The sequence below is a fragment of the Curtobacterium pusillum genome, from assembly GCF_007673235.1.
Taxonomy (GTDB): Bacteria; Actinomycetota; Actinomycetes; order Actinomycetales; family Microbacteriaceae; genus Curtobacterium; species Curtobacterium pusillum_C.
Genome location: NZ_VDZH01000003.1, coordinates 559,985 through 579,916, shown reverse-complemented (window position 1 = coordinate 579,916; position 19,932 = coordinate 559,985). Strand labels below are relative to the sequence as shown.

At 71.8% G+C, this 19,932-nt stretch carries 19 protein-coding genes; 9 read left to right on the top strand and 10 right to left on the bottom strand.

Going from position 1 to position 19,932, the window contains the following annotated elements:
- Positions 1-17: 17 nt before the first annotated feature.
- Positions 18-902, top strand: coding sequence for a helix-turn-helix transcriptional regulator (locus tag FS532_RS11250; protein ID WP_144753998.1), 885 nt, complete (start codon positions 18-20; stop codon positions 900-902).
- Here the strand turns inward: FS532_RS11250 and FS532_RS11245 are convergent.
- From FS532_RS11245 to FS532_RS11220, 6 genes are all read right to left on the bottom strand, one after another.
- Complete coding sequence (locus tag FS532_RS11245) at positions 843-1,661, bottom strand: SDR family oxidoreductase (protein WP_144753996.1); 819 nt, start codon at positions 1,659-1,661, stop codon at positions 843-845. The genes FS532_RS11250 and FS532_RS11245 overlap by 60 nt on opposite strands.
- Positions 1,662-1,750: 89 nt before the next feature.
- Positions 1,751-2,191 (bottom strand): VOC family protein, encoded by a 441-nt coding sequence (locus FS532_RS11240; protein ID WP_144753993.1) that lies wholly within the window; start codon positions 2,189-2,191, stop codon positions 1,751-1,753.
- An 18-nt stretch (positions 2,192-2,209) separates the two neighbouring features.
- Positions 2,210-4,312, bottom strand: a complete 2,103-nt coding sequence (locus FS532_RS11235; RefSeq protein ID WP_144753990.1) for an iron ABC transporter permease — start codon at positions 4,310-4,312, stop codon at positions 2,210-2,212.
- Positions 4,309-5,370, bottom strand: a complete 1,062-nt coding sequence (locus FS532_RS11230) for an iron-siderophore ABC transporter substrate-binding protein (RefSeq protein ID WP_144753987.1) — start codon at positions 5,368-5,370, stop codon at positions 4,309-4,311. The genes FS532_RS11235 and FS532_RS11230 overlap by 4 nt, the downstream gene beginning before the upstream one ends.
- Positions 5,367-6,248: an ABC transporter ATP-binding protein gene (locus FS532_RS11225; protein WP_144753984.1), complete on the bottom strand. Its 882-nt coding sequence runs from the start codon at positions 6,246-6,248 to the stop codon at positions 5,367-5,369. The genes FS532_RS11230 and FS532_RS11225 overlap by 4 nt, the downstream gene beginning before the upstream one ends.
- A gap of 131 nt (positions 6,249-6,379) precedes the next feature.
- Positions 6,380-7,177, bottom strand: a complete 798-nt coding sequence (locus FS532_RS11220) for a helix-turn-helix domain-containing protein (RefSeq protein ID WP_144753981.1) — start codon at positions 7,175-7,177, stop codon at positions 6,380-6,382.
- Between the two features lie 73 nt (positions 7,178-7,250).
- Between FS532_RS11220 and FS532_RS11215 the strand changes: the two genes are divergently transcribed.
- The 6 genes from FS532_RS11215 (at position 7,251) to FS532_RS11190 (ending at position 12,986) form a co-directional block, all read left to right on the top strand.
- On the top strand, positions 7,251-8,252 hold the full coding sequence (locus tag FS532_RS11215) for a nitrilase-related carbon-nitrogen hydrolase (protein WP_144753978.1): 1,002 nt from the start codon (positions 7,251-7,253) through the stop codon (positions 8,250-8,252).
- Positions 8,249-9,262: an agmatine deiminase family protein gene (locus FS532_RS11210; protein WP_144753975.1), complete on the top strand. Its 1,014-nt coding sequence runs from the start codon at positions 8,249-8,251 to the stop codon at positions 9,260-9,262. Before FS532_RS11215 ends, FS532_RS11210 begins: the two co-directional genes overlap by 4 nt.
- Before the next feature lie 139 nt (positions 9,263-9,401).
- Positions 9,402-10,829 (top strand): APC family permease, encoded by a 1,428-nt coding sequence (locus FS532_RS11205; protein ID WP_144753971.1) that lies wholly within the window; start codon positions 9,402-9,404, stop codon positions 10,827-10,829.
- The gene (locus tag FS532_RS11200) at positions 10,826-12,202 is read left to right on the top strand and encodes an NAD-dependent succinate-semialdehyde dehydrogenase (protein WP_144753968.1); all 1,377 of its coding nucleotides are present in this window, start codon (positions 10,826-10,828) and stop codon (positions 12,200-12,202) included. Before FS532_RS11205 ends, FS532_RS11200 begins: the two co-directional genes overlap by 4 nt.
- Positions 12,203-12,243: 41 nt before the next feature.
- Complete coding sequence (locus FS532_RS11195; protein ID WP_186321993.1) at positions 12,244-12,585, top strand: type II toxin-antitoxin system VapB family antitoxin; 342 nt, start codon at positions 12,244-12,246, stop codon at positions 12,583-12,585.
- Positions 12,582-12,986, top strand: a complete 405-nt coding sequence (locus FS532_RS11190) for a DUF5615 family PIN-like protein (RefSeq protein ID WP_144753961.1) — start codon at positions 12,582-12,584, stop codon at positions 12,984-12,986. The genes FS532_RS11195 and FS532_RS11190 overlap by 4 nt, the downstream gene beginning before the upstream one ends.
- 17 nt (positions 12,987-13,003) lie before the next feature.
- Here the strand turns inward: FS532_RS11190 and FS532_RS18695 are convergent, their stop codons facing one another.
- The 4 genes from FS532_RS18695 to gabT all read right to left on the bottom strand — a co-directional run bounded on the left by FS532_RS18695 (position 13,004) and on the right by gabT (position 17,538).
- Entirely contained in the window at positions 13,004-13,162 is a 159-nt protein-coding gene (locus tag FS532_RS18695) for a hypothetical protein (protein WP_186321992.1), read from the bottom strand.
- Positions 13,163-13,271: 109 nt separating this feature from the next.
- Entirely contained in the window at positions 13,272-14,642 is a 1,371-nt protein-coding gene (locus FS532_RS11185; protein ID WP_144753958.1) for a flavin monoamine oxidase family protein, read from the bottom strand.
- Entirely contained in the window at positions 14,639-16,180 is a 1,542-nt protein-coding gene (locus tag FS532_RS11180; RefSeq protein ID WP_144753955.1) for an NAD-dependent succinate-semialdehyde dehydrogenase, read from the bottom strand. The genes FS532_RS11185 and FS532_RS11180 overlap by 4 nt, the downstream gene beginning before the upstream one ends.
- Positions 16,177-17,538: a 4-aminobutyrate--2-oxoglutarate transaminase gene (gene gabT, locus FS532_RS11175; protein ID WP_144753952.1), complete on the bottom strand. Its 1,362-nt coding sequence runs from the start codon at positions 17,536-17,538 to the stop codon at positions 16,177-16,179. Before gabT ends, FS532_RS11180 begins: the two co-directional genes overlap by 4 nt.
- 92 nt (positions 17,539-17,630) lie before the next feature.
- Between gabT and FS532_RS11170 the strand changes: the two genes are divergently transcribed.
- Positions 17,631-19,193 (top strand): PucR family transcriptional regulator, encoded by a 1,563-nt coding sequence (locus FS532_RS11170; protein WP_144753950.1) that lies wholly within the window; start codon positions 17,631-17,633, stop codon positions 19,191-19,193.
- Between the two features lie 9 nt (positions 19,194-19,202).
- Complete coding sequence (locus FS532_RS11165) at positions 19,203-19,826, top strand: TetR family transcriptional regulator (RefSeq protein ID WP_144753947.1); 624 nt, start codon at positions 19,203-19,205, stop codon at positions 19,824-19,826.
- The last annotated feature ends 106 nt before the right edge of the window (positions 19,827-19,932 follow it).

Sequence of the window (19,932 nt, the reverse complement as noted above, 5' to 3'; positions counted from 1 at the left end):
GGGGAGAAGATGGGCGCATGATCGACCGAGCGTCCCTCGCGGACTTCCTCCGCAGCCGTCGGACGGCACTGCGACCCGAGGACGTCGGGCTGCCCCGTGGCCAGCGCCGTCGCACGAGCGGGCTGCGACGCGAAGAGGCGGCGATGCTGAGCAACATGTCCGTCGACTACTACGCACGGCTCGAGCGGGAGCGCGGCCCGCAGCCGTCCGACCAGATGCTCGCCTCGATCGCACAGGGTCTGCGCCTCACGATCGCCGAGCGCGACCACCTCTTCCGCCTCGCCGGACACGAGCCCCCGACGGCGGCGTCCGGTGGCGACCACGTCAGTCCGGGCACGATGCGCATCTTCGACCGGCTCGCCGACAGCCCGGCCGAGATCGTCACCGAACTCGGCGAGACGCTGCAGCAGACGGCCCTCGCCGCCGAGCTCACGGGTGACGCGAGTGGTCGTCGTGGCGACGACCGGAGCATCGGGTACCGGTGGTTCGCCGATCCGGGGTCCCGGGGCGTCCACCCGGTCGAGGACCACCCCTTCCTCTCCCGGATGTACGCCTCGGGCCTCCGCACCGTCATCGCGCGCCGCGGGCCCGGCTCACGTGCCGCGCACCTGGCCGAGCGGCTCCTCGCCTCGAGTGCGGAGTTCCGCGAGGTCTGGGCACGCCACGAGGTCGGCATCCGCCCGCGCGACGTGAAGCACTACCGCCACCCGGAGGTCGGGCTGCTCACGCTGCAGTGCCAGGTGCTGCAGGACCCGGACAGCTCGCAAGCGCTGCTCGTGTACACGGCCGAGCCGGGGAGCGAGAGTGCCGAACGGCTGCGGCTGCTCTCGGTGATCGCGTCGTCAGGAGCCGTGGGCCTCCTCGGAGACCGGCTGCCACTCGCGCCAGGTCGCGAGCCGTGACTCGTAGTCCCGCTCGGCGATCCCCAGCGGGGCCTTGCCGAAGAAGACGCGCAGGGGCGGCTCCGCGGCGTCGACGACCTTGAGGATCGCCGAGCGGGTCGCCTCCGGCTTGCCCGGATCGGCGGCGGAGGGACGCTTCGAGGCAGCCTCACGCACGTCGGCGTAGGCCGCGATCTCGTCGCTGTGCTTCGAGGACGGACCGGACCAGTCGGTCGAGAACCCGCCGGGCTCGACGAGCGTGACGTGGATGCCGAACCCGGCGACCTCCTGCGCGAGGGACTGCGAGAGTCCCTCGAGCGCCCACTTCGACGCGTGGTAGGCACCGACCGTCGGGAACGCGCTGATCCCGCCGATGCTCGACACCTGGACGATGTGCCCGGATCCCTGCTCGCGCATGATCGGCAGGGCTGCCTGGGTGACCCAGAGTGCGCCGAAGAGGTTGGTCTCGAGCTGCGCGCGGACCTCGTCCTCGGTGAGTTCCTCGACCATGCCGAAGTGGCCGTAGCCGGCGTTGTTCACGACGACGTCGAGGGACCCGAAGTGCTCGGCGGCACGCTGGACCGCGGCGACGTCGGCCGCACGGTCGGTCACGTCGAGCTGCACGGCGAGGAACGTGTCCGGGTACTGGTCGACGAGCGCCTGCACGTCGTCGGGGTTGCGCGCCGTGCCGGCGACGGAGTCTCCGCGCTCGAGGGCGGCTTCCGTCCACTCGCGGCCGAAGCCCCTCGACGCGCCGGTGATGAACCAGGTCTTGCTCATGTGTCCTCCTGTTGTCTGACCGTGTCAGCCAACGCCTGGTCCGCTGGCGTCACCTCGACGGCCGGGGGACGCGCGCGCCGACCGGACAGTCACGGCCGGGGCGCGGCGAACTCCAGGTTGACGTCGTCCGGGTCCTGCACGGACAGGATGACCAGCCCGAACGGCGGCAGGTCGGTGATCTCCCCGTGCACGATGCCCGCCGCGTCGAGCCGCGTGACGGCCCGGTGCAGGTCGTCGACCGAGGCGACCCGGAACGACACGTGGTCCAGGCCGACGCGGTCCGGGTCGAACCGGTCACCGGCAGGGGCGACCGGACGGAGACCGAGGGTCTGGCCGCCGAAGGTGAACGAGCACCCGCCGTACGTCCGCCACGGATCGTCGTGGACGGTCGGGTCGTCGATCTGGTCGCTGAAGTCGCTGCCCGGCGGCATCCCGAACAGCTGTTCGTAGAACGCCTTGCTCCGGTGGATGTCGGTGACGGTCAGCCGCACGTGCGAGAAGCCGAGCGGGGTGACGACGGGATCGCTCATCACTCGATCCTGGTCCGGCTACGGCCGGGACGTCCGCATCAGCCAGACGAAGTACGGGGCACCGATGAGCGCGACCACCAGTCCCGCCGGGACCTGCGCCGGTGCGATGATCGTCCGCCCGAGCGTGTCCGCGAGACTCACGAGCACCGCACCGAAGAGCATGGACACCGGGATCAGGCGGCCGTGCCGCGGGCCGACGACGGACCGGGCCAGGTGCGGCGCGACGAGGCCGACGAAGCCGACGACGCCGACGGCCACCACGCTGAGCGCCGCGAGTACCGCCGCGGTACCGAGCAGGACGAGCCGTGTCCGCTCCACCCCCACCCCGAGGATCCGCGGGGTGTCCTCGTCGATCGCCAGGAGGTCGAGGCGGTTCCGCATGCCGAAGAGCACGGGTACCGCCAGGACGACGGCGAGCGCGATCGGTGCCACGTCGGGGAACTCGCGGCCGTACGTCGTCCCGGACAGCCAGGTGAGGATGCGCGGGGTGTTCCACGGGTCCGCGCGGAGCAGGAGGAAGGTCGTGAGCGCACTCAGCCCGTAGCCGAACCCGATGCCGATCAGCACGAACCGGTCGGGCAGCAGTCCACCCCGACGTGCGAGCACTGCGATGGCGGCGAAGGTCGCGAGCCCGGCGGCGACCGCGGCGGTGACGAGCAGCGCTCGGCCGCCGCCCAGGGTCGTCACCACGATGACCGCGCCGAACCCCGCGCCGGCGCTGATACCGAGGATGCCCGGCTCGGCGAGTGGGTTCCGCACGGTGCCCTGCACGACGGTGCCGGCGAGCCCGAGGCCGGCGCCGGCAACCACGGCGGCGGCGACCCGAGGTGCCCGACCGTCGAGCGCCTGGGCGATGAGGTCAGGAGCGGTGCCCCGGAACCACAGGGCGACGTCGCCGAGCTGCAACCAGAGACTGCCTGCCAGGAGCCCGAGGAGGGTCACCCCGACGAGGACGACCAGGCTGGTGACGGCCACGACCACGAACCGCCTGCTGGTCTGGGCACGGAGGCGTCCCTGTGGTGGGGTCCGCGCGGCCCCACTGTCCCGCAGGCGCATCGCCAACACGATGATCACGACGGCACCGAGCAGCGCGGTCGGGACGCCCGTCGGGACGGACGCGGCACCCTCCGCGCCGAGGACGGCCCGAAGGACGGCGTCCGCGACCAGGATGAGCAGCGCCCCGACCAGGCCGGAGACCGGCACGAGCAGGACGTGCCGGTTGAGCGACGGGACCCGGGCGGCGAGCAGCCGGACGAGCACCGGCGCTGCCAGGCCGACGAATCCGATCGGGCCGGCGACCGTCACTGCGGTGCTGGTGAGGACGACCGCCCCGACCACCGCGAGCAGCCGCGTCGAGCGGATCGGTACGCCCAGTGTCGATGCGGTGTCGTCCCCGAGGGCGAGGAGGTCGAGGCGACGCGAGAGCAGCAGGACCCCGGCGACCACGGCGACGATGAGCGGTACCGCCCGGAGCGACGCGTCGAGGTTGAGCTGCGCGAGGGATCCGCTGCCCCAGGCGAACAACCCGGTGGTGTTCTCCTTGAAGAGGATCAGCAGGACCGCACTCGCCGCGTCGAGGGCCATGGCCATCGCGGACCCGGCCAGGACGAGTCGGGTCGTTGCGGTCGACGCCGACCGACCGGCGATCGCGAGGACGAGGGCGGCGGACAGCAGCCCACCGACGAACGCGACGGCACCGGACGCCCAGATCGGGACGGCGAGGCCGAACGCCGCCACCGCCGTCACCGCGAAGTAGGACCCCGCGGTGACGGCGAGCGTGTCCGGGGACGCGAGGGCGTTCCGGGTCACGGACTGGAGGAGTGCGCCGGCGACCCCCAGTGCGATCCCGACGACCGCGCCGGCGAGCAAGCGTGGCAGCCGGGACCCCGTGAGGACGTCACCGACCGGGACACCCCCGACCTGCTCCCGGGCGCCGGCGACGTACCGCACGAGGTCCGCGAAGCCGACGCCCGACGTGCCCTGGGTGACGTGCCACATCCCGACGAGGACGAGCGCGATCGCCAGGAGCACGATGACGGCCGCCCCACTGGAGCCCCCTCGGAGTCCGAGTCGGGGCGGTGCTGTCGGCCGCGCGGACTCGGCCGGCCGGGTCGTGCTCAACCCGCCGTGATCGCGTCGACGTAGGCGTCGATTGCCTGCTCGTTGGAGAGCGGCCCACCGGCACCCCAGGTACCGGCCGGGAAGGCGTGCGCGCGACCGTCCTCGACGGCCGGCAGGGACGTCCAGATGGAACTCTTGTCGAGCTCGGTGACGTAGCTGCCTGCTTCTTCGTCGTTCGCGTAGAAGAGGTTCGCGGAACCGACCGCCGTGAGGCCCTCGATGTCGGTCTGTCCGAGGCCGTACGCCGGGTCGACGCCACCGTTGCCGTAGGCCTTGTCGATCTCATCGGTCCAGGCGGACCGCAGGCCGAGTTCCTCGCCGAGTGCGGTGAACAGTGCGCCCTTGCCGTAGGGCCGGATCACCACGTTGCCGCCCTCGATCCAGCCGTCGAAGAACAGGAACTCCTTCGTGGGCAGGTCCGCGTCCTGCACCGCGGCCTTCGCCGAGGCCAGGTGGTCGTCGAACTGGTCGAGCACCTCGTCGGCTCGGTCCGTCCGGCCGGTCGCCTTCGCGATCGTGGTGAACACCTTCTTCATGTTGCCGATCGGGTCCGAGGTGTCGGCACCGAGCGTCGCGAGCACCGGGATTCCGCGCTTCTCGAGCTTCGTGATCTTCTCGTCGTCCTTCTTGAAGGCCTCGACGATGACGAGGTCGGGCTTCGTCGCAGCGATGGCGTCGAGGTCGGGCTCCTCACGCGTCCCGGCGCTCTGCACGCTCGCCGGGAGCTTCTCCGCCTTCACCCACGTGCCGTAGCCCTCGGGGTCGGCGACCGCGGTGGGCGTGACGCACAGGGTCAGAGTGTCCTCGATCTGCTGCCACTCCAGCACGACCACGCGCTTCGCCGGCGCGTCGAGCTCCACCGTCCGACCGACGCCGTCCGTGATCGTGACAGGCCCGGTCGCGGTCTTCGTGGCGTCCGCCTTGCACCCGGCGGAGGTCGGCGCCGCTGGTGCGTCGGCATCGGTGGCGGAGACCGAGGTCGTGCCGCAGCCGGTGAGCACGAGGGCGGCTGCGGCGGCGAGTGCCGCCGCGGTGGGGAGTCGGCGGGATCGGGTCATGAGGGGTCCTCTCGGGAAGGGGCGATGCGGGTGGGGTCCGCGCTGGTCCGGGCCGCGTGGCGGCCGATCGGGTCGATGCGGATGTGGCCGCCGTCGGGGTCGACCGCGACCGCGACGTCGATGTCGTAGACCGCGGTGATGTTCGGGGCGGTCAGGACGTCGACCGCGGCGCCGGACGCGTGGATGCGACCGTCGGAGAGCAGGAGGACCTCGTCCGCCACGCGGGCCGCGTGGTCGAGGTCGTGGAGGACGATCCCCACGGCCGCGTCGTGCTGTTCGACGAGGTCTCGCACGATGTCGAGGGTCTCGACCTGGTAGCGCAGGTCGAGGTGGTTCGTCGGTTCGTCCAGCAGGACCACCCGGGTGTCCTGCGCGAGACAGGTCGCCAGCCAGACGCGCTGCATCTCGCCGCCCGACAGCTCCCCGACGGGACGGCTCGCCATCGGGGCCACGCCCGTGGCCGACATCGCCCGCTCGACGGCCTGACGGTCCTCCGCAGAGGTACCGGCGAACGCCCGGCGGTAGGGGTGCCGCCCGAACGCGACGATCTCCCGGACGGTCAGACCCTGCGGTGCCGGGCGGGACTGGGCGAAGAGCGTGACCTCACGGGCGAAGTCCTTCGCGCTGAGGAGCGTCGCCGATCGTTCCGAGGCCCCGAGGGTCAGCCTGCCGTCGTCGATCGGGTGCAGGCGTGCGAGGGAGCGGAGGAGTGTCGACTTCCCGCTGCCGTTCGGTCCGACGAGCGCGGTGACGCGTCCGGGGACGAGCCGGACCGAGACGTCGTGGACCACCGGGTGTCTGCCGTACCGGAGGGACAGGTGGTCGCCGCGCAGCGCGGGCGGCGCCGCGTCCGAGGCGCGCGTGGGGACTGGGTGCATGGTGGGGAGGGGTTCGGGGCCAGCCACGTGGGTAAGGGCAGCCTTGCCTTACGCACAGTAGAGCCTGGATCAGCGTGTCGACAATGCCGCCTTCCGGACCTCCGGTACGGCGGATCGGACATACCGGTCGATCAGGACCGCGTCCGGAAACTCCCCGGTGTCCGGCCCGTCACCCGACGGAACGCGGCGATGAAGGTGCTCGTCTGGGCGTACGCGAGCACGTCGGAGACGTCCTGCACCTCCCACCCCTCGGCCAGCAGCGACATCGCGCGGTGTGCACGCACGGTCGATCGCCACCGGGCGAAGGCGAGTCCGGTCGTGTCGCGGAACACCCGCGTCACGGTTCGCTCGCTGGCTCCGACCACGGCAGCCCACTCCTCCAGCCCCCGATCGTCCGCCGGGTCGTCGATGATCGCGCGCACGATCGGGGCGATGCGCGGATCATCCGGCACCGTGATCGCGAGCTGCTCCCCCGCCGGCTCGAGGACGTCGAACACCACGCCTTCGGCACGCGATCGAGCGGCTGGCTCGAGGTCGGGGCGCGCGAGGTGCACCAGGAGGGAGTCGAGCACCGGGGACATCGTGACCTCGACCGCCTCGGGGAACGCCGTGACGGAGCGGTCCGGCGCGAAGAACGCGCTCGACAGCTCGACCCCTGCGGTGAGCCGACCCCCGTGGCGGACCCCGGCGGGCAGCCAGAGGCCGTACCCGGCGGGAACCGTGAACAACCGTTCGCCGACCCGCGCGGTCAGGGCGCCGCCACGGACCCAGACCAGTTCGTGCAGGGCGTGCTCGTGCAGCTCCCACTCGACCGGCGTCTCGAGCACCTGGGACTCGGCGTGGATCGCCGACCGCGCGACGAGCGCTCCCTCACGCCCGGGAGCACGCCGCCACGTCCCGCGTGCGGTCACCTCCCGCGTCCGGCCCATGCTCCGATCCTAGGCAGGGAGCGGGCGTCGACTGGGTCTTGTGTGCGTTGATCATGTGATCAACAATGGCGTCATGGACGTCATCACCGGCTCCCCGCTCCGCTCGCCCCTCCACGAGGACACGGGCACTCCCCGACGATCCGCCCGGGTCGCCCTCGTGCAGGCCCACTGGGTCGACGACCCCGCCGCACACCGCCGACTCCTCGCCGACGGCATCGCCACCGCGGCCGCGAACGGCGCCACCGCCGTCTTCCTGCCGGAACTCACACTGTCCCGGTACCCGGGCGACACCCCCGCGAGCGGCGTCCCGAAGGAGCACGCGGAATCCCTCACGGACGGCCCGACGATCACGTTCGCGCGGGAACAGGCTCGGCGCCACGGGGTGTTCGTGCACGCCTCGCTGTACGAGCGGCCCGACGAGGACGACCAGCCGGAGGACCCGCGCGGCTACAACACCGCGGTCCTCGTCGCGCCGGACGGCTCCCTCGTCGGCCGGACGCGCAAGACGCACATCCCGATCAGCGCCGGCTACTACGAGGACACCTACTTCCGCCCGGGCACCGACGCCGATCCCTTCCCCGTGTACGACGCCGCGGGCTTCCGCCTCGGCCTGCCGACGTGCTGGGACGAGTGGTTCCCGGAGGTCGCGCGGTCGTACGGCATCGCCGGGTCCGAGGTCCTCGCGTACCCGACCGCGATCGGCTCCGAACCGTCCTTCCCTGACTTCGACACCGCTCCGATCTGGCGTCAGGTCATCGTCGCGAACGGGATCACCGCCGGCCAGTTCATGGTCGTCCCGAACCGCTGGGGCGACGAGGGGGACATCACCTTCTACGGCTCGTCGTTCATCTCGGACCCGTTCGGCCGGGTGCTCGTCGAGGCGCCGCGCGACGCCGACGTCGTGCTCGTGGCGGACCTCGACCTCGACGCCCGCGTCGAGTGGCTCCGGCTCTTCCCCTTCTACCTGACCCGGCGACCCGACCTGTACGACGGCCTGGTGCAGGAGATCGACCCCGCGCGCGACGGGTACGGCGCGCGCGAGGCGATCCGTGCCTCCAGGGCGGTGCACTCGTGACCTGGCGGATGCCGGCGGAGACGGCTCCGCAGGAACGCACCTGGATGGCGTTCCCCCGCCCGGGAGCCACCCTCGGCGACGACCCGGCGAGCGCCGAGGCGGCCCGCAGGGCCTGGGCGACCACCGCGAACACCGTCAGCGAGTACCAACCCGTGACCGTCGTGGTCGACCCGGTCGCTCGCGCCGACGCCGACCGCCTGCTGGCCGGAGCCGTCGACGTGCTCGAAGCACCCCTCGACGACTTCTGGATGCGCGACATCGGCCCGACGTTCGTCGTCGACGACGAGACCGGCGCGCGCGCCGCGGTCGACTGGGTCTTCAACGGCTGGGGTGCGAACGCGTGGGCGACGTGGACACGCGACGCAGCGATCGCGGCGGTCGTCGCCGAGGCGGCCGGTGTGCAACGGGTCCCCTCACTCCTGGTCAACGAAGGCGGGGCGATCCACGTCGACGGCCGGGGCACCGTCCTCGTCACCGAGACGGTCCAGCTCGATCCCCGGCGGAACCCGTACGCCGACCCGGCACGGGTCGAACAGGAGCTCGCGCGCACGATCGGGGCCAGCGAGGTGATCTGGCTCCCCCGGGGGCTGACGCGCGACTACGACGGACTCGGCACCCGCGGGCACGTCGACATGGTCGCCACGTTCGCGGGCGCGCGGACCGACACGATCCTGCTGCACGCCCAGCCGGACGCGGGCCACCCCGACCACCTCGTGATGCCGATCATCCGGCGGGCGATCGAGGACGCCACCGACGCGACGATCGTCGAGCTCCCCGCGCCGGCGACGCTGACCGACGACGGCGGGCCGGTGGACTGGAACTACGTCAACCACGTCGTCGTGAACGGTGCCGTCATCGCGTGCGGCTTCGGCGAGCCGGCGGCCGACGACCGCGCTCGGGGCATCCTGGCCGACGTCTACCCGGGCCGCGAGGTCCGCACGGTCGACGCACGCGAGGTGTTCGCCCGCGGCGGCGGCCTGCACTGCATCACCCAGCAGCAGCCCGCGTAGCGCACTCGCCGCGGTGTACAGGCATCACCGACGTGCTGTACATCGCGGCAGGTCCCCCGTCCGACGCACCGTCGGTATGTTGCTCCGAACCGAACCGGGCACCGTCGCCCGGCCGAGAACGACAGGGAAGTCCACGCACATGGCATCACCCATCGCGGTCACCGCCCCGGCGACACCGGCGCGCGGCGGCTCACTGAAGCGGAGCCTGGGCCTCTGGGCCATCGTCGGACTCGGCCTCGGGTACATGACCCCGACCGTGGTGTTCGACACGTTCGGCATCGTGTCCGGCCAGACCGACGGTGCCGTCCCGAGCGCCTACCTCATCGCCCTCGTCATCATGCTGCTCACCGCGGTCAGCTACGGGAAGATGGTCCGCGTCTACCCGGCGGCCGGGTCCGCGTACACGTACGTGCGGGAGTCGATCCACCCGAACGCCGGCTTCATGGTCGGCTGGGCCTCGCTCCTCGACTACCTGCTGCTGCCGATGGTGAACGCGCTCATCATCCGGCTCTACCTCGAGCAGGTGTTCCCGGCATTGCCCGCCTGGGTGACGGTGGTGGTCTACACGCTGTTCGTCACGACGGTCATCTGCCTGTCCATGCGGGGTACCTCGAACCTCAACATGGTGCTGCTCATCGGGGCGATCCTCGCGATGATCGCGTTCGTGGTCTTCGCCGTGATCGAGCTCGTCCGCGGCGCCGGTGCGGGCACGATCGTCAGCGCGGAGCCGTTCGTGCACGACGGCGTCACGATGTCGGCCCTGCTGACCGGTGCGACCGTCGTGTGCTTCTCGTTCATCGGCTTCGACGCCGTCACGATGTACACGGAGGAGGCGAAGAGCGTCCGGATCATGCCGAAGGCCATCCTGCTGACCGTCCTCATCGGCGGCCTGATCTTCCTGGTCTCGGCGTACTTCGCGCAGCTCCGGTTCCCGACGAACGCCCCCTTCGGCGAGTTCACCGACGACCCGCTCCCCCAGATCGGCCTGCTGGTCGGCGGCAAGGTCTTCCAGGCGATCCTCGTCGCCGCCGGGTTCGTCGCTGCCCTGGCGTCCGGACTCGCCTCGCACGCGAGCGTCGCCCGCATGCTGCTCGTGATGGGTCGCAACAACGTGCTGCCGAAGAAGGTCTTCGGCTACGTCAGCCCGCGCACCAGGACCCCGATCCTCAACGTGATCGTCGTCGGTGCGGTCACGCTGCTCGCGATGACGTTCTCGCTCGACACGATCTCGTCGTACATCAACTTCGGCGCCCTCATCGCGTTCACGTTCGTCAACCTGACGGTGATCGTGCACTTCGCCTGGCGCGAGGGCCGACGCCACTCCGCCCGCGACCGCTTCACGTACATCGTGCTGCCCGGCGTCGCGATGCTGCTCACCGGTGTTCTCTGGTCTCAGCTGCACGCCGACGCGCTGATCGCCGGCGGGGTCTGGGCCGCGATCGGCTTCGTGTACCTGCTCGTCATCACGAAGGGGTTCCGGATCCAGCCGAAGGGCTTCGACGAGAACCAGCCCGTCACGGGCGTCAACAAGCAGCTGACCGACCAGCACGCACAGGAGACACGATGACCGACACCGCCACCGTCTACGCCGTCACCGACCCGACGACCGGCGAGGTGCTCACCACCTTCCCCACGATCACCGACGACGAGCTCCGCGCGGCGATCGACACCGCCGACCGGACCCACCGAGCCGACCGCAGCACCGTCGCCGACCGGGCGGCGCTCCTGCACCGCGTCGCCGAGCTGTACCGCGAGCGTCGCGACGACCTCGCCACGACGATCGTGCGCGAGATGGCGAAGCCGATCGACCAGGCGGTCGGCGAGGTCGACTTCTGCGCCGACATCTACGACTACTACGCCGACCACGCGTCGGAGTTCCTGGCGGACGAGCCCATCACCCTCGCACCGGGCAGCGAGGGCTCCGCGTTCATCCGGAAGTCCTCGATCGGCGTGCTGCTCGGCATCATGCCCTGGAACTTCCCCGCGTACCAGATCGCCCGGTTCGCCGGCCCGAACCTGCTCCTCGGCAACACCGTCCTGCTGAAGCACGCCCCGCAGTGCCCCGAGTCGGCCCTGGCGATCGAGCGGATCTTCCACGACGCCGGCTTCCCCGAGGGTGCCTACACGAACGTCTTCGCGACGAACGACCAGGCAGCCGACGTCATCGCCGACCCGCGCGTCCAGGGCGTCTCACTCACCGGGTCCGCCCGGGCCGGCGCCGCGGTCGCCGAGATCGCCGGCCGGAACCTGACCAAGGTCGTGCTCGAGCTCGGCGGCTCGGACCCGTTCATCCTGCTCTCGACCGACGACCTCGACGCCGTGGTCGAGTCCGCCGTGGCCACCCGCCTCGAGGGCAACGGCCAGGTCTGCAACGCCGCGAAGCGCTTCCTCGTCGCCGACCACCTGTACGACGACTTCCTGGCGAAGTTCACCGAGGCGATGGCCGCGGTCGCGCCGACCGATCCGACGACCCCCGGCGCTGAGCTCGGCCCGCTGTCCTCTCCGGCCGCCGCCGACCGCCTCGCCGAGCAGCTGGAGAACGCCCGCGCCCAGGGTGCGACCGTCGCCACTGGCGGCGAGCGCCAGGGCAACGCGTTCACGCCGACGGTCCTGACCGGCGTCACGCCCGACAACGACGCCTACCGCGAGGAGTTCTTCGGTCCGGTCGCCGCCGTCTACCGCGTCGAGGACGAGGACGCCGCGATCACGATCGCGAACGACACCCCGTACGGCCTCGGCTCGTACCTGTTCACGACCGATGCCGAGCAGGCGCTCCGGGTCGCGGACCGGATCGAGGCCGGCATGGTCTACGTGAACATCGTCGGGGCGGACAGCCCGGAGCTCCCGTTCGGCGGGGTCAAGGCGAGTGGCTTCGGCCGCGAGCTCGGCCCCCTGGGGGCCGACGAGTTCGTCAACAAGAAGCTGATCCGCATCGGCTGACGGACGCTCTGGGGTCGTCTCCACGTCGGACGGGAGGCACGGTGCCAGCTGGCAACGTGCCTCCCGTCGATCCGCTGGTCGCCTCCGACACCCTGACGCTTTATATAGTCGGGTGTATAGTATCGATCCACGCCACGAGTCCGGAGGGAATGATGACCGTCACGACGATCGACCTCGACCAGGCGGTGCTCGACACCGCCAAGGAGCTCACCGGCGCGCGCACGAACCGCGACGTCGTGAACCGTGCACTGCAGACCCTCATCGCCGTCCGCCAGCAGCCCGCTGCCGTCGAGCGCATCATCGGCCGCGAGTTCACGGACGAGCAGACGGCAGCCTCCGTCACGCACTACGCAGCGCCGGACGTCCCTGCCGACGACGCGTGAGCGCGTACATCATCGACAACTCCGTGTGGTGGAAGGCCGGGCGTCATCCGGCCATCGCGGAGCGTCTCCGTGTCGTGTCGACCCAGGACCTCGTCCTCACCTGCCCTCCGCAGGTGGTCGAGTACTGCTTCTCCGCTCGAGATGCGGCGGAGCACGCCGAGTACGTCCTCGACATGGAGGTGTTCTTCCCCGCAGAGGAGCACCCGAGCGAGACCGACGTCCTCGCGCTGCAGAGCGCGCTCTGGAACGGCGGGTACGTGCGTGGAGTGGGTGCGGTGGATTCGCTCATCGCGGCGTACGCGATCGCGAACGAGGCGATCGTGCTCACCGCGGATCGTGACTACGACCACATCGCTGCCGTCGTACCGGGCTTCCGGCACGAGTACCTGCCGGAGCAGTAGCCCGCCCTCGACGGAGGCTACTGCGGGTCGGCCGGCTCCCCGCCCGAGTCGTGGTCACTGTCCTTGCCCGGGTCCTCCGTGGCGTCGCCGGACGGCGACCCGTCCGGCAGGTCCTCGGTGTACTTGCGCTCGGCGTCGGTCGGCTCGCTGCTCCCCGTGGGGGTCGTGTCGCTCATGGCCGGGACGCTACGCGCGACCCGCGTGACGCCCGTCCAGACGACCATGAAACGGACGGGAGGCGCGGGACCAGCCCGCCCCGCGCCTCCAGTCCGTCTCGGTGTGGGTCTACCGCACCGCCGGCTGCGGCAGCGAGGCGAGGATCTCGGCGGCCGCTTCGCGGCCCATCCGGACCGCGCCGTCCACGTGCTGGTACCCGTGCCCGGCGAGGTCGCTCGACGCGAACCGGATGGGTCCGACGGCCGCGCGCTGGTCGGCCCCGTAGCGGACGAGTCCGCCGAGGTCGAAGCTCGCCGCGTACGCGCCCCGGGTCCACTCCTCGGTACCCCAATCGCTCTCGTAGTAGACGACCGGACGGAGCGCCTCGTCGCCGTAGTAGTGCGCGAGCGACGCGAGGACGCGGGCCTTGCGCTCCTCGGCGCTCATCGCGAAGACGTCGTCGGCGTGCACGTCCGAGACGAACCCGACGAGGGTGCCCTGCTCCGAGCCGGGTGAGGTGTTGTCGTAGGCCTCGTGCACGAGCTCGTAGGGGCTGAACGCCGTGCCGGACAGCCCGGCACCGCGCCAGAACGGCCGGTCGTAGACCGCGTGCACCTTGATGACGAAGCCCATCGACAGGTGCTGGTGCAACTGGTGCTGGCGTCGCGGAAGCGGCGGCTCGTACGAGATGCGCGAGTACAGGGGCGGCGGCACCGCGACGAGCGCCTGCCGTGCCCGGACCTCGATGCCACCGTCCGCGATGGCGACCACCCCGTCGTCGTCCCAGCGCAGGGTGCGCACCGGTGCGTTAAGGTGCACGTCGTCGCCGAGGCGCTCCGCCAGCCGCTCGGAGACCTGCTGCATGCCGCCGACGACGCGCTTGTCGAGGATGAAGTCCGCGTCGACGAGGTTCGTGAAGCTGCCGGCCGACGCGGCCATGAGCAGCGCCTGCAGGGCCGAGAAGGCGTGCGCGGGCTTCGTGAGCATCGCGCCGGCGATGAACAGCTCGACGTTGTCCGTCGCGACCCGGTCGTCGCTGAGGGTGTGCAGCCAGGCGCGGAAGGAGGTCTCGTCGAGGGCCGCGGCACCCGGTGCCTCCCACGGGCGGGACGGGTCGACCGTCGCCACGTACTCGTCGACGACGGCGACGAGCCGTTCGATCTCGGCGGCGGTGGCCTCGGGCAGCGGGAAGATGTCGCCGGTGTACTCGGTGCGGGTGCCGTGCTCGTCGACGTAGACGCTGGAGCCCTCGCGGTAGCGGTCGTACGTCTCGAGGCCGAGGTCGTCGAGGGTCTCGAGCAGCGCGGTCTGGTCCGGTGAGACCCACTGGCCACCGATCTCGAGCGTGACGCCCTCGATGTCGTTCGTCCACGTGCGGCCGCCGACGCGGTCGCGGGCCTCGAGGACGGCGACGGTCTTGCCCTCGGCGACCAGCCGGTTCGCGGCGGTGAGTCCGGTCACGCCGGCGCCGATGATGACGACGTCCTTCTCGATGGTCATCGCTGCGTTCCCTTCGTGCGCCCGAACGGGTCGGGCGTCAGTGTGTACATGGTCTCGAGGTACTCGGCGATGCCCTCGCCGCCGCCCTCCCGACCGAGGCCGGACTGCTTCACCCCGCCGAACGGGGCGGCGGCGTTCGACACGACGCCGGTGTTGAGTCCCAGCATGCCCGTCTCGAGCCGCTCCATGAGCCGCTGTCCGCGAGCGGTGTCCTCCGTGCAGGCGTAACCGACGAGACCGTACTCCGTGTCGTTCGCCGCGGTGACCGCCTCGTCCTCGGTGCGGAACGTCCGGATCGCCAGCACGGGCCCGAAGATCTCGTCGCGGAGCAGCTCGCTGCCGGGCTGCACGTCGGTCAGGACGGTCGGGGCGTAGAAGGTGCCCGGGCCGTCGACGGGGTGGCCGCCGGTGCGCAGGACGGCTCCGCGCTCGACGGCGTCGGTGACCAGGCGGTGCGCCTTGTCCACCGCACGCTGGTCGATGAGCGGGCCGATCGCGACGCCGTCCTCGGTGCCGCGACCGACCGACATCGCCTCGACGCGCTCGGTGACCCGGCGGGCGAACTCCTCTGCGACGTCCTCGTGCACGAGGAACCGGTTCGCGGCGGTACACGCCTGCCCGGTGTTCCGGAACTTCGCAGCGAGCGCGGCATCGACGGCGAGGTCGAGGTCGGCGTCCTCGAACACCAGGAAGGGGGCGTTCCCGCCGAGCTCCATGCTCGTCCGGAGCACCGTCTGCGCGGCCTGCGTCAGGAGCGTCCGGCCGACCGGCGTGGACCCGGTGAAGGACAGCTTCCGCAGCCGCGGGTCGGCGAGGAGCGGCTCCGACAGCGCGCCCGCGTGCGTGGTCGGCACGACGTTCACGACACCCACCGGCACCCCCGCTTCGAGCAGCAGGTCGGCGAAGAGCAGCGTGGTGAGCGGCGTGAGCTCGGCCGGCTTCACGACGACGGTGCAGCCGGCGGCGAGCGCCGGTGCGATCTTGCGGGTGGCCATCGCGAGGGGGAAGTTCCACGGCGTGATGAGGAACGCCGGACCGACGGGCTTGTGCGTGACGATCGCCCGGCCGGTGCCCTCGGGGTTCGTGCCGTACGACCCGCCGATGCGGACCGCTTCCTCGGAGAACCAGCGGAGGAACTCGCCGCCGTACGTCACCTCGCCACGCGCTTCGGCGAGCGGCTTGCCCATCTCGAGCGTCATCAGGAGCGCGAACTCCTCGCGGCGTTCCTGCAGCAGGTCGAACGCGCGACGGAGGACCTCGGCGCGCTGCCGCGGCGGCGTGGTCGCCCAGCCGTCCTTCGCCGCGTGCGCGGCGTCGAGCGCCCGTCGGCCGTCGTCCGGGGTGGCGTCGGCGATCCGCAGGAGCGTCTCGCCGGTGGAGGGGTCGACGACGGGGAACGTCGCGCCGTCGGCCGCCTGTTGCCAGGTGCCGTCGACCAGGAGGCCCGTGGGGACCCGGTCGAGGACGGCCTGTTCGGCGGCTGGTCCGGTCGCGTCGGGGACGACGGGCCAGGCCGTCGTGGGGGCGGTGGTGGTCATGCTGCTGCCAGTCCTTCCAGGACGACGTCGAGGCCCTCGCCGAGCAGCGCATCGTCGATCGCGAGCGGGGGCAGGAAGCGCACGACGTTGCCGTACGTGCCGGCGGTCAGTGCGATGACGCCGTGTTCGTACGCGTACCGCACCACCGCGCCGGTGAGTCCCGGGTCCGGCTCGCCGGTCGCGGGGTCGACGAGCTCGATCGCGACCATCGCTCCACGGCCGCGGACGTCGCCGATGCGGGCGTCCGACGCCTGGGCCGTGCGGAGTCGGTCCAGCAGGATCGTGCCGATCGCCTCCGCACGCTCGACGAGCCCGTCGTGCTCGAACGCGTCGATGGCGGCGAGCGCTGCGGCGCAGGCGACCGGGTTGCCGCCGTACGTGCCGCCCAGGCCGCCGACGTGGGCGGAGTCCATGATCTCGGCGCGACCGGTCACCGCCGAGAGCGGCAGGCCACCGGCCATCCCCTTCGCGGTCGTCACGACGTCGGGGACGAGCCCCTCGTGCTCGCTGGCGAACATCGCACCGGTGCGGGCGAAGCCGGTCTGCACCTCGTCGGCGATCAACACGACGTCGTTCGCCGTGGTCCAGTCCGACAGGGCGGTGAGGAACCCGGGTGCCGGGACGACGAACCCGCCCTCGCCCTGGATCGGCTCGACGAGCACCGCGGCGGTGTTCTCCGCGCCGACCTGCTTCTCGATCTGGCTGATCGCGCGCTTCGCGGCCTCGGCACCGGTGAGTCCGTCGCGGAACGGGTACGACATCGGCACGCGGTAGACCTCGGGGGCGAAGGGACCGAAGCCGTTCTTGTAGGGCTGGTTCTTCGCGGTGAGCGCCATCGTGAGGTTCGTCCGGCCGTGGTACGCGTGGTCGAACACGACGACGGCCTGCCGTCCGGTGTGCTTCCGGGCGATCTTCACGGCGTTCTCGACGGCCTCGGCACCGGAGTTGAAGAGGGCGGTCCGCTTCTCGTGGTCGCCGGGGGTCAGCCGGTTGAGGGCTTCGGCGACCTCGACGTACCCCTCGTAGGCAGTGATGGTGAAGCAGGTGTGGGTGAACGCGGCGACCTGCTCCTGCACGGCGGCGACCACGCCGGGGTGCGCGTTCCCGACGCTCGTCACGGCGATGCCGGAACCGAGGTCGATGAGGGAGTTGCCGTCCGCGTCGACGACCACGCCACCGCCCGCGGCGACGACGGCGATCGGCACGGCGACCCCGACCCCGGCTGCGACGGCCGCGGACTTGCGCTCGAAGAGCTCCCGCGAGCGCGGACCCGGCACCTCGGTGACGAGCCGCCGTTCCTGGGGCAGCGAGGGGCCACCGGGGGCGGCGCTGATCGAGGGTGCAGCGGTGGAGGTCATGCGCCGATGGTAGGAGCGCCGAGCGCACGGACCCACTGTCCGCCGTGTACACCCGGGGTGGTCTCGATCGACTCGGCGGATAGGGTGCCCTCATGCCCGCGACGCTGCGATCCCTGCTCCACCGCGCCGACCTCCACCTGCGGCTGCTCACCAGCCCCGAGGCTGAGGCGCTCGACGCTCCCCTGTCGTGGCTGCACAGCTCCGACCTCGACGACCCCACGCCGTTCCTCGCCGACGGGCAGGGTCTCCTGACCACGGGGAAGCAGTTCGGCACCGAGGCCGAGGTCACGGAGTCGTTCGCCGCCGCCTACGTGCGACGGCTGCGGCAGCGCGGGGTCGTCGCACTCGGGTTCGGCACCGAGGTCGTCCGCGCCGGCACCCCCGCGCAGCTCGTGGCCGCGTGCGAGGCCTCCGGGTTGCCGTTGTTCGAGGTGCCGTACGAGACCTCGTTCATCGCCGTTGCGCAGGCCAACGCGGACGCCGTCGCGCGCGAGGCCAACGCCCGGAACGCGTGGGCCCTCGCCGCCCAGCGCGCCATCTCCCTCGCCGCGATGCGACCGGACGGTCTCGGCGCCACGATCGCGGAACTCTCACGGCAGCTGGACGGCTGGGTCGGGCTGTTCGACGTGTCCGGTCGCCTCGACCGCGGGTACCCCGACGACGGTGTCCCGGCGTCCGACCTGGACCTGCTCCGGACCGAGTCGCTCCGACTCCTCCGCGCCGGGCAGCGGGCCAGCCTGCCCGTGACGACCGAGCACCGCACCGGCTTCACGCTGCAGACCCTCGGCAGCGGCGGACACCTCAGCGGTGTCCTGGCCATCGCGAACGGCGGCGCACTCGACCGCGCCGGCCGGGAGGTCGTGACCGCCGTGATCGCCCTCGCCGGTCTCGCCCTGCAGCAGAACCGCGAGCTCGCGCGGGCCCGCGGCCTGCTCCGCACCGGGCTGCTCACGATGCTGTCCGTCGGGGACCCGGCCGTCGTCGACACCACGTCGCGGGAGGTCTGGGGGCCACTCCCAGCGGAACCCGTCCGGATCGCGGCGCTCGACGTCGCCGACCAGGACCTCGACACGGTGGTCGACCTGCTCGAGCTCTGGGTGCAGGACCGTCCCGGCCGGCTGTTCTTCGCGGTGGACGACGCCCTGTTCCTCTGCGTGGGCGCCGACGACACCGCGGTCGTCGAGGAGCTCGTCAGCCGCTACGACCTGCACGCCGGGCTCTCCGACGGTGCCTCGTACCCGTACTTCGGCCGAGCCCGGACCGAGGCCGTCCAGGCGCTCGACCGGCGTCGTGAAGGACGCCCCGGGATCACGGAGTTCGGCGACCTCGCCCGTGACGGCGTCCTCGCCCACCTCGCCCACGTCGACGTGGACGCCCGGGCCGTCGCCCGCGCGGTGCTCGCTCCCCTGCTCGACCACGACCGCACCGCGGGTACCGAGCTCACCCGCACCGTGCGGACCTGGCTGGAACAGAACTGCGAGTACGACCGCACCGCGCAGGAGCTCGGCGTCCACCGGCACACCGCCCGCGCCCGGATCGAGCACGCCGGACGACTCCTCGAACGGGACCTGTCCGTGTTCGCCACCCGGGCGGACCTCTGGGCGGCCTTCGTGGTCGAGGGCGGCCCCGGAGCCGGGTCGACGACGTCCGCCTAGGCTGGTCGCGTGCCGACCACACCGACCCGACGGCGCCTGAGCCCCGCCGAGCGGGAGGCCCAGATCGCCGACGCCGCGATCGCCGTCGCCCGCGCCGACGGACTCGCCGCGGTCACCCTGCGCGGTGTCGCCGCCTCGATCGGGGTCGCCCCCTCACTCGTCGCGCACTACCACCCGGCGATGGAGGACCTCGTCGGCGAGACCTTCCGCGCGATCGCCGCAGCCGAGGTCGCCGAGGTGGCCGCGATCGTGGCCGACGTGCACGGCCCTGGCGCCCGGCTCGGCGCGCTGCTGTCCTGCATCGCCGACCCGGACCGCGACGACGTCGCCGCGCTCTGGGCCGACGCGTGGAGCATCGGCCGGACGAACACCGTGCTCGCGGCGGCGGCCCGCGGCGTCATGGACGACTGGCAGCGACTGGCGACCGGGATCGTCGTCGAGGGGGTCCGGGATGGTGTCATGCGCGTGGACGACCCGGACGCCGTCGGCCGGCTCCTCTTCGCGCTCGTGGACGCCACGAACGGGTACGCCCTCGTCGACTACCTCGACCGGCCCACCCGCGAGGGGCTCGTCCGCACGACGATCGCCCGCGCGGTCGGCCTCGACGAAGCGTCCCTCACCAGCACCACGTGATCGCACATCCCTGACTTCCACGTCCTGTTGTTTAGGTTTAACCTGTAAACCTCAACAAGGCGCGAAGGGAGGTTCGGATCGTGGGCGAAGGACCCTTCACGAGCGT

What these genes read in the sequence shown, in the direction of transcription:
- FS532_RS11250 (WP_144753998.1), top strand. Translation starts at nt 18, where the DNA reads ATGATCGACCGAGCGTCCCTCGCGGACTTCCTCCGCAGCCGTCGGACG.
- FS532_RS11245 (WP_144753996.1), bottom strand. Translation starts at nt 1,661, where the DNA reads ATGAGCAAGACCTGGTTCATCACCGGCGCGTCGAGGGGCTTCGGCCGC.
- FS532_RS11240 (WP_144753993.1), bottom strand. Translation starts at nt 2,191, where the DNA reads ATGAGCGATCCCGTCGTCACCCCGCTCGGCTTCTCGCACGTGCGGCTG.
- FS532_RS11230 (WP_144753987.1), bottom strand. Translation starts at nt 5,370, where the DNA reads ATGACCCGATCCCGCCGACTCCCCACCGCGGCGGCACTCGCCGCCGCA.
- FS532_RS11225 (WP_144753984.1), bottom strand. Translation starts at nt 6,248, where the DNA reads ATGCACCCAGTCCCCACGCGCGCCTCGGACGCGGCGCCGCCCGCGCTG.
- FS532_RS11220 (WP_144753981.1), bottom strand. Translation starts at nt 7,177, where the DNA reads ATGGGCCGGACGCGGGAGGTGACCGCACGCGGGACGTGGCGGCGTGCT.
- FS532_RS11215 (WP_144753978.1), top strand. Translation starts at nt 7,251, where the DNA reads ATGGACGTCATCACCGGCTCCCCGCTCCGCTCGCCCCTCCACGAGGAC.
- FS532_RS11205 (WP_144753971.1), top strand. Translation starts at nt 9,402, where the DNA reads ATGGCATCACCCATCGCGGTCACCGCCCCGGCGACACCGGCGCGCGGC.
- FS532_RS11200 (WP_144753968.1), top strand. Translation starts at nt 10,826, where the DNA reads ATGACCGACACCGCCACCGTCTACGCCGTCACCGACCCGACGACCGGC.
- FS532_RS18695 (WP_186321992.1), bottom strand. Translation starts at nt 13,162, where the DNA reads ATGAGCGACACGACCCCCACGGGGAGCAGCGAGCCGACCGACGCCGAG.
- FS532_RS11185 (WP_144753958.1), bottom strand. Translation starts at nt 14,642, where the DNA reads ATGACCATCGAGAAGGACGTCGTCATCATCGGCGCCGGCGTGACCGGA.
- FS532_RS11180 (WP_144753955.1), bottom strand. Translation starts at nt 16,180, where the DNA reads ATGACCACCACCGCCCCCACGACGGCCTGGCCCGTCGTCCCCGACGCG.
- gabT (WP_144753952.1), bottom strand. Translation starts at nt 17,538, where the DNA reads ATGACCTCCACCGCTGCACCCTCGATCAGCGCCGCCCCCGGTGGCCCC.
- FS532_RS11170 (WP_144753950.1), top strand. Translation starts at nt 17,631, where the DNA reads ATGCCCGCGACGCTGCGATCCCTGCTCCACCGCGCCGACCTCCACCTG.